Genomic DNA, 13,049 nt, shown 5'->3' on the forward strand with positions numbered 1-13,049 from the left:
TAAGGGGAAATTAAGCCAAGCATTAACACTGAGCATCCAGTTCGGTAAAGCTTATACCACCAAACATCCCCACATCCGTTTAGTATTTTAAACAAACCTACCCCTAAATCCCATGCAAACCCTCGCCCTATTAGCCATTGGTTTTTCCCTAGGCACTGCCGTGTTACTGATGCTCGGCAATCTCCTGCAACCCCAAACCCCGCAATGCCCACTTGCCAAAGCCGCCGGATTTTTATTGCTGATCGGTTTGGCAAGTATCCAAATATTGCACTTAGGTGTGTTGACCGGGCAAGCCGATGGTTTCCATACCGTTTTGTATACCGCCATACTGTACGGCATAGCCCCCAGTTTTTATTTTTACAGCCGTCAATTAGTGCAGGCCGATAGCGTTGACCCACAGCATAACCTTTATCATGGCATCCCCTTGCTGGTCGGGGTGTTGTTGCCGCAGTCCTTAGGGGTTCCGGGGGCATTTTTGGTGGGTAGCGCTTATGTGGCATGGTTGGCGCGGGTGGTGTATGGCTTGCGCGGGCAACGCCAACGCTTCCGCTTGGAGCTGTTGGCGTTGGCGACTTTGTTTGCTATCGCCCTTGCCGTGTTGCTGCTGGGCTTTATCTGGCCGCTATTAGATGAACGCGCGTTTATCATCAGCTATAGCCTGCTTATCGGCTTGGCATTGTTTGCCACGACCCTGACCTTATTACGCTTCCCATCCATCACTGCCGATGTCTCGGAAGCCGTACAAGCGGCATATACCGAATCGACGCTGAAAAACATCGACAAATCGGCGGTACTCGCGCAGTTGGCGGTGTTAATGGCGCAAGATAAGCTCTATAAACTGGAAACCTTAAATCTGGGATTGTTAGCGGAGCAGTTGGGCTTAAGTCCGCACCAATTGTCCGAATTGATTAACACCGAATTCCAACAAGGCTTTTCCCGCTACATCCGCCAATTGCGCGTGGAAGAGGCCAAACGCCTGTTACTAGCGGAACCCCAAGCCTCGGTCTTAGCCATCGGCCTATCGGTGGGCTTTAACACCCAATCCAATTTCTATGCCGCCTTCCGGGAGTGTGTCGGTATGGCACCTGGGCAGTACCGTAAAAATGCCGCATAGGTTGCTTGTCTTTCCCATCCACTATTCCTATCTTATCTTTTTGTATATCCATAAAGGCTATGCAAGACAATCACTTACAACGTAGATAAAAATGAGTTATTCCATTTTTATCAAATTGGAAGCTGACCCCGCTTGTCTGCCCTAAGCTATTGCCAAGGCTTTAGGCTATGGAAGCTTAAAGGCCTTTTAGCCATGTTCTAAACAATAAGGAGTGTCTCTATGTTATCTCCCTCTTATCCGCCTGGCCTCCAGTGCGGTGATAAAGTCGTGCTGTTTGATGGTGAATGTAAGCTTTGTCATGCTTGGGCGCGGTTTTTAATCGCCTTTGATAAGCAGCGTGTCTTCAAATTGGCATCGGTGCAATCTGCCGCTGGTAAGGCCATTTTGCAATGGTATGGTTTGCCTACCGATTATTACGAAACCATGCTGGTGGTGGATGATACGGTGATGTACCAAAAATCCTCGGCATTTATTCAGGTGATGCTGGGCTTACCGTGGCCGTGGCGTTTGGCGGCGGTGTTTTGGCTTATTCCCACACCCCTACGCGATTGGCTTTATGACCGTATCGCCCTGAACCGCTATAGGCTGTTCGGCAAATATGACCGCTGCATAATTCCGACTCCTGACCATTTGCAGGTATCTGCATGACTAATAACAGCCTTATTTTACACATCTGCCGCCATAGCATCGCCTTGGTTTGGCTGTATCAAGGGCTAATACCCAAATTGCTGGGGCCGCATCACGATGAAATAGCGATGAGTAGGGCGTTGGGCATCAGTGCCGAGGCGGCGACTGCATTGGCGTATATCGGCGGTGGCCTAGAAATGCTGTTGGGGGTACTGGTCATGGTGTTTTACCAACGCGCGTGGCCTTTTCTGCTGACGATTTTGGCGATGGTGAGCTTGTGGGTTTTTACTGCCCTGTATGCGCCATGGTTTGTGCAGGCGGCTTTTAACCCGACGACGGCTAATTTAGCGGTGGCCGCTTTGGCTATGATTGCCTTGGTATGCCTAAAACACAACCTTAAAGCCTAAGGAGACGCAAATGAAGATTTTTCTTACCGGTGCCAGCGGTTTTATCGGCCATGCCCTGTTACTGGCTTTAGTGCGGCAAGGCCATGAGATTACCGCTGGTTGCCGCCACCCCGAACGCTTGCTAGGCCTATCCGCCCAAGTTAAGCCGTTGTCCATTGACTTTGCTGCCATGCATTCGCCTGAACAATGGTTGGCACACCTGCACGGTATCGAAGTGATTATCAATTGTGTGGGGATAATCGCCGAAAGCCCAAGCCAACGCTTTGCGCAAGTGCATAGCCACGCGCCGATAGCTTTATTTACGGCAGGGGTACAGGCAGGGGTGGCAAAAATCATCCAGATTTCCGCTTTAGGGGCGGATGGGCAGGCGCAGTCGGCTTACCATCTATCAAAACGCGCCGCTGATGAAGCCTTACGGCATTTGCCTGTGGTGGGTTTGGTGTTGCAGCCGTCGCTAGTCTATGGCGATCGCGCCCAAAGTATGGCCTTGTTACAGGCTTTAGCGGCACTGCCTGTGCACCTGTTGCCGGATGGCGGTAAGCAGTTATTACAACCTATCCATGTCGATGATGTGGCTGCGGCGGTTTGCCAATGCCTTAATCCGGCGGTTAACGCCAGTGCCACGCTACATTTAGTCGGCCCTACGCCGATTTCTTATGCGGTGTTATTGCAAGGGCTTCGGCAGCGGCTGGGCAAACCTGCGGCTTTAGCGTGGGCAGTGCCGCTGCGCTATCTGAGTACCGCCGCGAGTTTAGGCAAATTCTTCGGTGAGCCGATTTTATCTAAGGACAGCATTGCCATGCTCAGCCGGGGCAATCGTGCCGATGCCACCGACATTACCGCCTTATTAGGCCGCCCACCTATCGGTATAGCCCAACAATTATGGCAAAAACCTGCATCACAAGTCGAACGTTGGCACACGCAATTGTATTTGATAAAGCCGTTATTAAGGGTGGTGATCGCTTTGGTCTGGTTATGGAGCGGTATCACTTCGTTGTGGTTTTATCCGCATTCGCTCAGTTATGAACTGCTGGCGGCAACGGGGGTGACGGGCAACGCCGCGCCGTTGCTGCTTTATGGTTTGGCATTTTTAGATATGGTGTTAGGAGTAGCGACCTTATGCCGCTACCGCCCGGTAGCACTAATGACCGGGCAGTTAATGATGGTGGCGTTTTATACCGTCGTGGTCAGTGTCGCTTTGCCGGAATTTTGGTTCCACCCGTTCGGGCCGCTGTTAAAAAATCTGCCGTTTTTAATGACGCTCTCTATTTACCAACAATTGGAAGGAGAAGGTGCATGATGTATTTAACGCTTAAAGTGCTGCATATTTTCAGCGCGATTATTTTATTTGGCTTAGGGATGGGGACGGTGTTTTACAAAATTATGGCCGATAAGACCCGCAACCATGCCGCGATTGCCGTCACTAGCTGCCATGTTGTGCTGGCGGACTGGTGGTTCACCACGCCGACAGTGCTTATCCAACCGCTGACAGGCTATTTTTTGGCGGGGCAAGTGTCTGCCCCGTTCAGTGACGGTTGGTTATTCTGGTCGCTGTTGCTTTATGCTGTGACGGGCTTGTGTTGGTTGCCTGTGGTCTGGCTACAAATCCAGATGCGGGATTTGGCGGTGATTTCTTTAGAGCAGCAGCAAGCTTTACCCGCGCAGTATTTCTATTACAGTAAGCTTTGGTTATGGCTGGGTGTGCCAGCCTTTTTCGGCATGGTCAGTATCACCACGCTGATGGTGTTCCACAATTCACTTTGGAGTTAACGTATGAATGCTTATTTATTGTCCAAAACGGTAGGAAGCGCTTGGCAAACTTTGCCGCCTGTCATCCAACGCCATTATGCGGTGCAGGAGGGACAGGGCAGTAGCTTGGTTGGGGTTATGACCATTGCCTACCCCCATTTTATGTTACCGCTAATCGGCTTGATCAGTTGTTTCGGCGGACTGGTGTTCCGGCGCGGCAGCAATGTCCATACCCGTGTCGAGAAAACCGCTGATACCGAAGGTGTCTTACATTGGCACAGGACGCTACGTTTTCCTGACGGTAAAACAGCACATTTCCGCTCGCAAATGACGTATCAGACCGAACATGAACTGATCGAAACCATCCGCTATGGTTTCGGTATCCGGTTGCGGGCAGAAGCGGAAGACGGGCGCTTGGTCTACCGTAGCCAAGGCCATTGCTGGCAAGGCGCGGGGCTACGCATCACCTTGCCCGATTGGCTGCTGTTAGGCACGGCGACCATCAGCGAACAGGCCTTATCAGCCGATAACTTCCGCTTAGATTTTACCATCCGGCATCCGTGGTGGGGCGAAACCTATAGCTATCGCGGGGATTTCCGTTATGCCAAAACAGAAGTAGAGAGCAAAGGCATGAAGCCTTTGCCGATAGCTTAACAGCGCGGATGATTTTCAGGGGATCTGTAAAACGGCCAAAAAACCGGGCAACCATTTAATACCCACAAAGAAAACCTGTTATTCGTTATAATAGCCGCTTGCCTTAAAAATAATAATAACAGGAATACTATGAGCTATTTAACTGATACTGCAAAACTCTGCCAACGCCGTTTGGAAGACCAATTTGTCCGCTTGCAAGCCACTGCCTCTTACCAACAATGGCTGGCCATGCCGCCGCTACAGCGTTGGCTGGCGGTGGTGGGGTTATTTTTGCTCTCACAGCTGTTAGTGTTCGGCAGCCTGTACCTGATATTTGGTAAAGTCGTTGTCATCGGCTTTCTTGCCAGTGTCCTGGCTGGCTTGGCGACTGGGGCAGGGGCGTTGCCCGCACTGTTTTTTAAAAATATTTCTAAGAACGTCTTCAACAGCATGTTAGGCGCGGCGGCGGGGGTCATGTTGGCGGCGACCGCTTTCTCGTTGCTGGTGCCGGGTATGAATTACGGCAACTTGATTTGGCCGGGGCGGGGCATTTATGTCGTGTCTATCGGCATGTTGATCGGGGCGCTGTTTTTACACTTTGCCGACCGCCAGTTGCCGCATGTGCATTTTGACAGCGTACCGGATACCCAGTTAGATTCGTTCAATAAAGTCTGGTTGTTTATCATCGCCATCACTATCCATAACTTTCCTGAAGGCATGTCGGTCGGGGTCAGCTTTGGTTCGGGCGAGTTAAATAACGGCGTGGTGTTGGCCGTAGCGATTGCCTTGCAAAACATCCCCGAAGGTTTGGCGGTGGCTTTGCCTTTAGTCGGTTTGGGTTATAAACCTTGGCGGGCGGTGGCAATCGCCACCTTAACCGGCTTGGTCGAACCCGTCGGCGGCTTGTTAGGCATTACCATGGTGACGGTCTTTACCTCCATCTTGCCGATAGCAATGGGCTTTGCCGCTGGGGCAATGCTGTTTGTCATCAGTGAAGAAATCATTCCCGAAACCCATGCTAATGGCCGTTCACGCTATGCGACTTTTGCCCTGATGATCGGCTTTATTGTGATGATGATTTTGGATAATGCTTTGGGTTAATGCCGCTTTACGGTATAGCCGTCGCTTCATAAATCTGGCACGATGCTTTCTTAGGAACGCACATAAAATAACATCGGCATAATCGCAATTTTCTCTTGGGAGCGCGGGCATCTTGCCCGCCTTTGCGGACAAGATGCCCGCGCTCCCAAGCCTATGCCCCTTTGCGTTTGCCAGAATTATTTCTTGCCTTCCTTAACCAGACCTAACCTTCATCATGGATACTTTTCTACAATCTTGGCAAGCTTTTGTCACCTACGTTGCAGCGGCTGATTTTTTAGGGCTATGGCAACAAGGGCTAGCACAGCTCAGCCTACACAATATCAGCACATTGGCGACAACCTCGGCCACCAGTTTTGCCCTGATTGCCGCTGCCGAAATCGGTGATAAAAGCCAGTTGGTATGCATGACCCTAGCGGCGCGGCATAAACCGCTACCCGTATTGCTGGGGGCTATCGCAGCCTTTATGTTGCTCAATAGCTTAGCGGTGGTGTTCGGCGTGGCAATTGCCAGTTGGCTGCCCACCTATATAGTGGCCGCTGGTGTCGCGTTATTATTTGGCGTTTTTGGTGTCCATGCGTTGCGGGTACAAGAAGAGGATGCCGATGCGGATGTCACCGAAAAAAGTGGCCGCAATATTTTTCTGACCACATTTTTATTGATTACGGTCGCGGAATTTGGTGACAAAACCCAATTGGCGGTAGTGGCTTTAAGCAGCACATCCGCTCCGGCAGCGGTGTGGCTAGGCTCGACCTTAGCTCTAGCGTTCACCTCCGCCTTGGGCATTATCGCCGGGCGCACGGTACTGCAAAAAATCCCCTTAAACTTATTGCATAAAATCAGCGGCGGGATTTTTTTGTTGTTAGCGGCGGTAGCCGCTTATCAGGCGTATCTTAGCTATTTTAAGGGCTAAAAATCCGACAACGTTTTAGGCGGGATTGCCGCCCTTAGGGCATTTAACACCGCCAACACATCAATCAGCTCTTGTGCCACTGCCCCAGTAACTGGACTGAGATAGCCAAAACCCGCAAAGCCCATGCCGATCAAGCTTAAAACCATACCGCCCACGGCACTTTGCAAGGCGATTTTGCGCATTCTCGCGCCGATATGAAACAGCTCATCAACCTTTAATAAAGAACTGTCCATAATCACCGCATCAGCGGCTTCGCCTGTTATATCGCTGTTTTGCCCAAAGGCTATGCCGATGGTGGCGGCGGTTAAGGCGGGGGCATCGTTAATGCCGTCACCCAAAAATACGGTTTTTGCCGCTTGCGTTTCCTGACGCACCAAGGCCAGTTTTTGCTCAGGGCTTTGGCTGAAATAGACGTGCTGTATGCCGACCTGCTCAGCCAGATAACGCACTTCTGACTCCCTATCGCCAGAGACCAGCATCACTTTATTAAATAAATGGTTAGGCCGCAGATGGTTAATAAACGACGAACTGTCGCTACGCACTTCGTCACGGAATTGCAGAACAGCGGCATACTCGCCACCAATCAACACCAAGCATTCCAATCCGCCGCTTAGGGCGGGCAGTTCCACAGGCACAGCGGTGGCTTGGGCGGTAAAATGTTTGCGGCTAATCACTTGCACTTGTTTGCCGCCCACCACCCCTTGCAACCCTGCGCCAGGCAATTCGCTAATCTCCGTCACAGGCAATAGTGCCAAGCCTTTGGCTTCGGCGGCTTTAATAATACTCACCGCTAACGGATGTTTGGAATAGCGTTCCAGACTTGCTGCCAGTGCCAGCACTTGCGCCTGCTCATGTTGTGGACTGGTTAGTATTGCGGTTAATGCGGGGCGGCCATAAGTGAGCGTGCCGGTCTTGTCAAAAATCGCCGTGCGGCAAGTGCCGATGGTTTCTAAGATCGCCGGATTTTTGATGATAATTTCCCGCCGTGCCGCCAAAGAAATGGAACTGATAATCGTCACCGGAATACCGATTAACAAAGGGCAGGGGGTTGCAATCACCAGCACTGCCAAAAACCGTACCACCTCGCCGCTCATTCCCCAAGCCACCAGCGCCAAGCTAACCGCCAATGGCGTATACCATGCGCCCAGTTGGTCGCCCAAGCGGCGTAAGTATGGGCGGTGCTGGTCGGATTCGCGCATCACCGTCATAATTTTCGCGTAACGGGAATCAACCGCCAACTTATCGGCACGGATCACCAATAAGGTATCACCGTTGACCGCCCCCGACATGACGGTGGAGCCGCTGGTTTTTGACATCAAATACGGCTCCCCGGTCAGATAAGACTCGTCCATGGTGCTGGAACCCGCCAACACCGTGCCATCTACCGGACAAATCTCATGCGGCAAGATGGACAAGGTGTCACCGACTTGCACTTGCCCGATAGTAATATCTTCTAAGGCATCCTTATTTTTCCGATGCGCCACCGACGGCATCCGTTTAGCCAGCGCCTCCAGTACCGACGAGGCTTTGCGCACCGCGTAAGCTTCCAGCACCGAGCCGCCAGACAGCATTAAGATCACCAACGTCCCCGCCAAATATTCATGCAGCATGACAGCGGTGACAATGGCAATGCCCGCCAGCAAATCCGCCCCCCAATTACCGTGCAATAGCTTCACCAGTAATTGGCCGATAATCGGTACGCCTCCCAACAGCAAAGCGACCAGCAACGGTAAGTCCAGCACCGAGACGCTAAAATTAAGTTGGAGTTGGTAAAGTACCGTCTGCTCGGACAGCAAAGCGTAATACCCGTCCACCGTATAAGGCGGCAGATTTAAGGCCATTCCGTAGCGTAATAACAAATAAGTGCCAATAGCCAACAGGCTTAAGGCAACAATGCTTTTATCAAGCCCAGAGGAAGCGGGGCTAGTCATAGCTTATCGTCTAAGGATTTTTTACTGCCCTGTATCATCGCTTTGGCGAGATTTTCTTTATGTATGACACTTTCAAGAATGACCCCGGCAATATGTAAAACGATCAGGACAACGCTAAAATTGGCAAAAAACTCATGTATTTCTTCCCAGAGTTCTTCGTTATCCGAGCCTATCCCTGCTAATGGCCCCGCCCCTTGGTCAGCACCGTACACAGCAAAACCGCTCAACGTTGTCGCTAACAAGCTGAGCAGTAACAGTACAATCATTGCCGCCCCTGCGGGGTTATGCCCTAAATAGCGTTTGGCTTTGGCAGCAAGCAAGTCTTTAATATAGGCAATTGAGGCGAGTGGGCTGCATAGAAACTGGCTAAACCTAGCATAAGGCGAACCGATAAAGCCCCACACCAGCCGAAACGCCAACAAAGCAAAGACCAAATAACCGGCCCAAACATGGATGTCCAATAATTCATCTTCAGTCAGATAAGCAACCGTAAACCCCAGTACCAACAGCCAATGAAAAATTCTTAACGGTAAATCCCAAACTTTAATTAAGGCGGGCATGTTCATAGCGTTTCCTCTTATAGGCCAATTATGGCGGATTCATTTCCATAAACTATGTAAGTTTATTCTGGTTACTATACACGCACCACAATATAAAGCCTAGTGATCAGTCCGTTGAATCCCCGATAGCTAAAACTCAGATACTACCGTGAAAAACCGGATGTGAGGGTTGAAAAACCGCACCAACACCAAAGGGTTCATTGAAGTACGGCAACAGTAAAATGCAGCGCTTTCCGTGGCAAGATAATTGGACAAATACAAGCCACAGCTTCCAATTAGGTTAAGTCTTATCTCGACAAGATATTTCCATTCGACCTAATAATCGCTTGTAAAACCCTGCCATTGGTATTAACGCGAAAAAACCATTTTATCTATACATGGATGCTTATTATCGTATTGGATTCAGATTAGATTCATAACTACAAGTCAAAATAACACCGCCACAGCCTTTTTATGATCTTAATTTGACTAACCAAGGAAGTATTAGCTATTATAATTCACTAATTTTATATCAAAGAACAAATTTATTCTTTTAAAGAAATTAATTTATGAATAAAATGTGAAAAACTACCTTTTTCTTTGGTAAGTTAAAAATTAGAAACGTTACTGATTAGTAGGTATTTTTGCTATATCCACTCCCTAGAGTACAGATAAAAATAGAGCCATGGATTACTTTTAAATAGGCTTTAAGAAATTCCAAAAATGAGTGGCCATTAAGATGGCTAGGCGTTATTTAACCGAAGTTCCTTTATCAACCAAACAATAAGGCAATTCAGATGACGAACAAGAAAACAACAGCAATGGCGGTGAGCGATAACTTAGTTGTGGTGACGACACCCGTGTATGAATCGGCGGCAGCGAATGTGCCGTTACCGACTTCGGGGGTGAATACCGCGCCAAGGTTTTCGTCCAGTTTTAAAGTTTTCGCGACGACAGATTTTGGTGGCACTGATGATGGTCGGGCACTTGCCATACAAGCTGATGGCAAATTCGTGGTGGCGGGTTCCGGCAATGGCGACTTTGCCTTGGCGCGTTACAACACCGACGGCAGTTTGGACACCAATTTTGATGGTGACGGTAAGGTCACCACCGATTTTACTGGTTTTCAAGACACTATTAATGCGATGGTTTTGCAGACAAATGGTAAAATTTTGGTCGCTGGTTCTAGCGTTAATGGCTTTTACAGGGATTTCGCCTTAGCGCGTTACAATGCCGACGGTAGTTTGGACACCAGTTTTGACGGTGACGGTAAGCTCACCACCGATTTTTCAGGCGATAACGATAGTATCAATTCCCTGGTTGTCCAAGCTGATGGCAAAATCCTAGCTGCAGGGAAGAGCTTTTCTAACAGCATTTTTGGTGGTTATGATAACTTTGCTTTGGCCCGTTACAATACTGACGGTAGCTTGGATGTCAGTTTTAGTGGTGACGGCAAACTCACCACCCAGTTTTCGTTTAATGCCAGCATTAACTCTGTCAACTTACAATCCGACGGTAAAATTTTAGTAACGGGTGATAGCAATGCAGGTGCAAATACTTATAGTGACTTCGCATTAGCCCGTTATAACGCTGACGGCAGCTTAGACACCAGTTTTGGTGGTTCCGGCAAACTCACCACTTCTCTTTCGGCTTATCACGACGGTATAAATGCGACTACCCTTTTAGCGGGCGGCAAAATTTTAGTTGCAGGTTATAGTAATAATTACAGTACTTTTGCTTTGGTACGCTACAACAGCAATGGCAGCTTGGACACCAGTTTTAATGGTAGCGGCACAGTGACCACCGACTTTTCGGGTTTTCAAGACATCGTCAATTCTATCACTGTGCAAGCGGATGGTAAGATCCTCGTGGCGGGTTGGAGTTACACTACTGCTACCGGTGCGGATTTCGCTTTGGCACGCTATAACACCGACGGCAGCTTGGACACCAGTTTTGATGGCGACGGCAAACTCACTACCGACCTTTCGGGTAAGAACGATTATGGCAACTCCGTTGCTGTACAAGCCAATGGCCAAATTGTGGTGGCGGGTAACAGTGACGGTAACTTTGCCTTAACATTATACAATTCTGATGGTAGCTTGGCGAATAAATCGCCGGCGGGAAGTTATGTTGAAAATGGTGCGGCAGTTAAGCTGGATAATTTTTTACAGCTCAACGACGATTCTCTCGACAGCCTCAATAACTACAGCGGTGCCACCGTTACCTTGGCACGGCAAGGTGGGGCCTCTAGCGATGATGTGTTCACTTTAGATGCTACGGGCACGTTATTTACCGTATACCAAAATTTTCTTTTATCGAATGGCGAAATTTTTGCCGATTTCACCAGCAGCAACGGTGTGCTGACCCTGCATTTTTCCAGCCTAGGTACGCCTGCAACCCAAGCCTTAGTCAAGGGCGTTCTGCAGCATGTCACTTACAGTAACACAGCCGGGGTATTACCCGCCAAGGTGTTGCTGGATTGGACGGCGAATGACGGCAATACGGGTAGCCAAGGCAGTGGCGGCGCTTTAAGCACTGTATACACCAGTACGGTGAATATGGTGGCAGTCAACGATGCCCCTACAGGAACCGATAAGATCGTCAATACGCCTATCAATACCGCTTATACGGTGACGGTCAACGATTTTGGCTTTTCTGATCCAAACGACAGCCCGGCGAATACGTTAAACAAAGTCATTATCAGCCAATTGCCGACGGTGGGTAGCTTGACCTTACTGGGTACTGCCGTGACCGTAGGTCAAGCCGTCTCGGTCACCAATATTACGGCGGGCTTGCTGAAATTTACGCCTGCCACTGGCGCAAGCGGTGCCCATTACGCGCAAATCGGTTTTAAAGTGCAAGATAATGGCGGCACAGCAAACGGCGGTGTTGATACCGATACTGTCAGCCGCTTTTTGACGGTCAATGTCGGGTTCAGCAACCACGCACCGACCGGAACGGTAACCATCAGCGGCCTTGCCACACAAGGCCAAGTGCTGACGGCCAGCAATTCGTTAGCTGACGTGGACGGTTTGGGGCCTATCACTTACACCTGGAAATCCGGCGCTACCGTATTAGGCACAGGCAACACTTACACACTGAAAGCAACAGATATCGAGACCAAAGTGACGGCAACAGCAAGTTACACTGACCTTGCCGGAACGGCGGAAAGTGTCATCAGCGCGGCAACAGTGCTGGTCGGTGCCGCAACGACGGGTACGGCCAATGCCGATGTCTTGCTCGGCTCGGCGGGTAACGACATGTTACTCGGCGCGGCAGGCAATGATGTTTTGGTAGGGGATCTGGGCGATGACCTGTTAGATGGCGGCAGCGGCATAGATACACTGGTAGGCGGGGCGGGCAATGATACTTATATCGTCGATAACGCCGCCGATATCGTTGCCGAACTTAACAAAGGCGGCACAGATACGGTCGATGCCTCAGTTAGCGTGACCTTAACCCTCAATGTCGAAAATTTGGTGTTGACAGGGACGGCGGCACTGAACGGTACAGGTAATGGCTCTAACAATGACCTGCTCGGCAATGCCGCCGCCAACGTCTTGTCGGGTGGAGCGGGCAACGATACGATTAATGGTGGGGCAGGCAACGATAACTTAACAGGCGGTACGGGTAAAGATACCTTTATCTTTAACAGCCCGTTGACGGCGAATGCCGATACCATCACCGACTTTAAGGTCGTTGATGACACCATCCAATTGGAAAATGCCGTATTTACCCAGCTAACCGCAACCGGGGTTTTAAATGCCGCTAATTTAAAGATAGGTACTGGGGCATCTGATGCCAATGATTTCATTGTCTACAATCCCTCTACAGGCGCGTTATTTTATGATGCTGACGGTAGCGGGGCAGGGGCGGCGGTACAAATTGCCACTGTGGGTGTGAATTTGGCAATGACCAATGCGGATTTTATGGTCAGTTAGGCAAGTCGGCGTTTGGGGTTGGTAAACTCCCAAACGCCTTATCTTAAGTATCGGCCCTACGTTTCAAGCTATACCAAAAACCCCTGTCTGCACAGAC

Annotated in this window: 11 protein-coding genes; 9 read left to right on the forward strand and 2 right to left on the reverse strand. The window is 49.9% G+C overall.

The features are described from left to right. Positions 1-112 precede the first annotated feature (112 nt). From AADEFJLK_RS19980 to AADEFJLK_RS20015, 8 genes are all read left to right on the forward strand, one after another. The gene (locus AADEFJLK_RS19980) at positions 113-1,114 is read left to right on the forward strand and encodes a helix-turn-helix domain-containing protein (protein WP_103975511.1); all 1,002 of its coding nucleotides are present in this window, start codon (positions 113-115) and stop codon (positions 1,112-1,114) included. Between the two features lie 219 nt (positions 1,115-1,333). Beyond that, positions 1,334-1,762, forward strand: a complete 429-nt coding sequence (locus tag AADEFJLK_RS19985; RefSeq protein ID WP_103975512.1) for a thiol-disulfide oxidoreductase DCC family protein — start codon at positions 1,334-1,336, stop codon at positions 1,760-1,762. Continuing rightward, positions 1,759-2,148 carry a DoxX-like family protein gene (locus AADEFJLK_RS19990; protein ID WP_103975513.1) on the forward strand — a complete coding sequence of 130 codons (390 nt, stop codon included), beginning with the start codon at positions 1,759-1,761 and terminating at the stop codon, positions 2,146-2,148. The genes AADEFJLK_RS19985 and AADEFJLK_RS19990 overlap by 4 nt, the downstream gene beginning before the upstream one ends. A gap of 10 nt (positions 2,149-2,158) precedes the next feature. Continuing rightward, the gene (locus AADEFJLK_RS19995; protein ID WP_103975514.1) at positions 2,159-3,448 is read left to right on the forward strand and encodes an SDR family oxidoreductase; all 1,290 of its coding nucleotides are present in this window, start codon (positions 2,159-2,161) and stop codon (positions 3,446-3,448) included. After that, positions 3,445-3,918 carry a DUF2269 family protein gene (locus tag AADEFJLK_RS20000; RefSeq protein ID WP_103975515.1) on the forward strand — a complete coding sequence of 158 codons (474 nt, stop codon included), beginning with the start codon at positions 3,445-3,447 and terminating at the stop codon, positions 3,916-3,918. The genes AADEFJLK_RS19995 and AADEFJLK_RS20000 overlap by 4 nt, the downstream gene beginning before the upstream one ends. Positions 3,919-3,921: 3 nt before the next feature. Further along, the gene (locus tag AADEFJLK_RS20005) at positions 3,922-4,551 is read left to right on the forward strand and encodes a DUF4166 domain-containing protein (RefSeq protein ID WP_103975516.1); all 630 of its coding nucleotides are present in this window, start codon (positions 3,922-3,924) and stop codon (positions 4,549-4,551) included. A 129-nt stretch (positions 4,552-4,680) separates the two neighbouring features. Then, positions 4,681-5,631: a ZIP family metal transporter gene (locus tag AADEFJLK_RS20010; RefSeq protein WP_103975517.1), complete on the forward strand. Its 951-nt coding sequence runs from the start codon at positions 4,681-4,683 to the stop codon at positions 5,629-5,631. Positions 5,632-5,845: 214 nt separating this feature from the next. After that, positions 5,846-6,541, forward strand: coding sequence for a TMEM165/GDT1 family protein (locus tag AADEFJLK_RS20015; protein ID WP_103975518.1), 696 nt, complete (start codon positions 5,846-5,848; stop codon positions 6,539-6,541). Here AADEFJLK_RS20015 and AADEFJLK_RS20020 read toward each other — a convergent pair. Both AADEFJLK_RS20020 and AADEFJLK_RS20025 read right to left on the reverse strand, forming a co-directional pair. After that, positions 6,538-8,472: a heavy metal translocating P-type ATPase gene (locus AADEFJLK_RS20020; RefSeq protein ID WP_103975519.1), complete on the reverse strand. Its 1,935-nt coding sequence runs from the start codon at positions 8,470-8,472 to the stop codon at positions 6,538-6,540. The two genes, AADEFJLK_RS20015 and AADEFJLK_RS20020, sit on opposite strands and share 4 nt — an antisense overlap. Next, positions 8,469-9,038, reverse strand: coding sequence for a cytochrome b/b6 domain-containing protein (locus tag AADEFJLK_RS20025; RefSeq protein ID WP_103975520.1), 570 nt, complete (start codon positions 9,036-9,038; stop codon positions 8,469-8,471). Before AADEFJLK_RS20025 ends, AADEFJLK_RS20020 begins: the two co-directional genes overlap by 4 nt. 770 nt (positions 9,039-9,808) lie before the next feature. Here AADEFJLK_RS20025 and AADEFJLK_RS20030 point away from each other — a divergent pair. After that, on the forward strand, positions 9,809-12,952 hold the full coding sequence (locus AADEFJLK_RS20030) for a beta strand repeat-containing protein (RefSeq protein ID WP_103975521.1): 3,144 nt from the start codon (positions 9,809-9,811) through the stop codon (positions 12,950-12,952). Positions 12,953-13,049 lie beyond the last annotated feature (97 nt).

Source organism: Methylovulum psychrotolerans (assembly GCF_002923755.1).
GTDB classification, from domain to species: Bacteria; Pseudomonadota; Gammaproteobacteria; order Methylococcales; family Methylomonadaceae; genus Methylovulum; species Methylovulum psychrotolerans.

Coding starts and splice junctions, on each gene's coding strand:
- AADEFJLK_RS19980 (WP_103975511.1), top strand. CDS start 113: ATGCAAACCCTCGCCCTATTAGCCATTGGTTTTTCCCTAGGCACTGCC.
- AADEFJLK_RS19985 (WP_103975512.1), top strand. CDS start 1,334: ATGTTATCTCCCTCTTATCCGCCTGGCCTCCAGTGCGGTGATAAAGTC.
- AADEFJLK_RS19990 (WP_103975513.1), top strand. CDS start 1,759: ATGACTAATAACAGCCTTATTTTACACATCTGCCGCCATAGCATCGCC.
- AADEFJLK_RS19995 (WP_103975514.1), top strand. CDS start 2,159: ATGAAGATTTTTCTTACCGGTGCCAGCGGTTTTATCGGCCATGCCCTG.
- AADEFJLK_RS20000 (WP_103975515.1), top strand. CDS start 3,445: ATGATGTATTTAACGCTTAAAGTGCTGCATATTTTCAGCGCGATTATT.
- AADEFJLK_RS20005 (WP_103975516.1), top strand. CDS start 3,922: ATGAATGCTTATTTATTGTCCAAAACGGTAGGAAGCGCTTGGCAAACT.
- AADEFJLK_RS20010 (WP_103975517.1), top strand. CDS start 4,681: ATGAGCTATTTAACTGATACTGCAAAACTCTGCCAACGCCGTTTGGAA.
- AADEFJLK_RS20015 (WP_103975518.1), top strand. CDS start 5,846: ATGGATACTTTTCTACAATCTTGGCAAGCTTTTGTCACCTACGTTGCA.
- AADEFJLK_RS20020 (WP_103975519.1), bottom strand. CDS start 8,472: ATGACTAGCCCCGCTTCCTCTGGGCTTGATAAAAGCATTGTTGCCTTA.
- AADEFJLK_RS20025 (WP_103975520.1), bottom strand. CDS start 9,038: ATGAACATGCCCGCCTTAATTAAAGTTTGGGATTTACCGTTAAGAATT.
- AADEFJLK_RS20030 (WP_103975521.1), top strand. CDS start 9,809: ATGACGAACAAGAAAACAACAGCAATGGCGGTGAGCGATAACTTAGTT.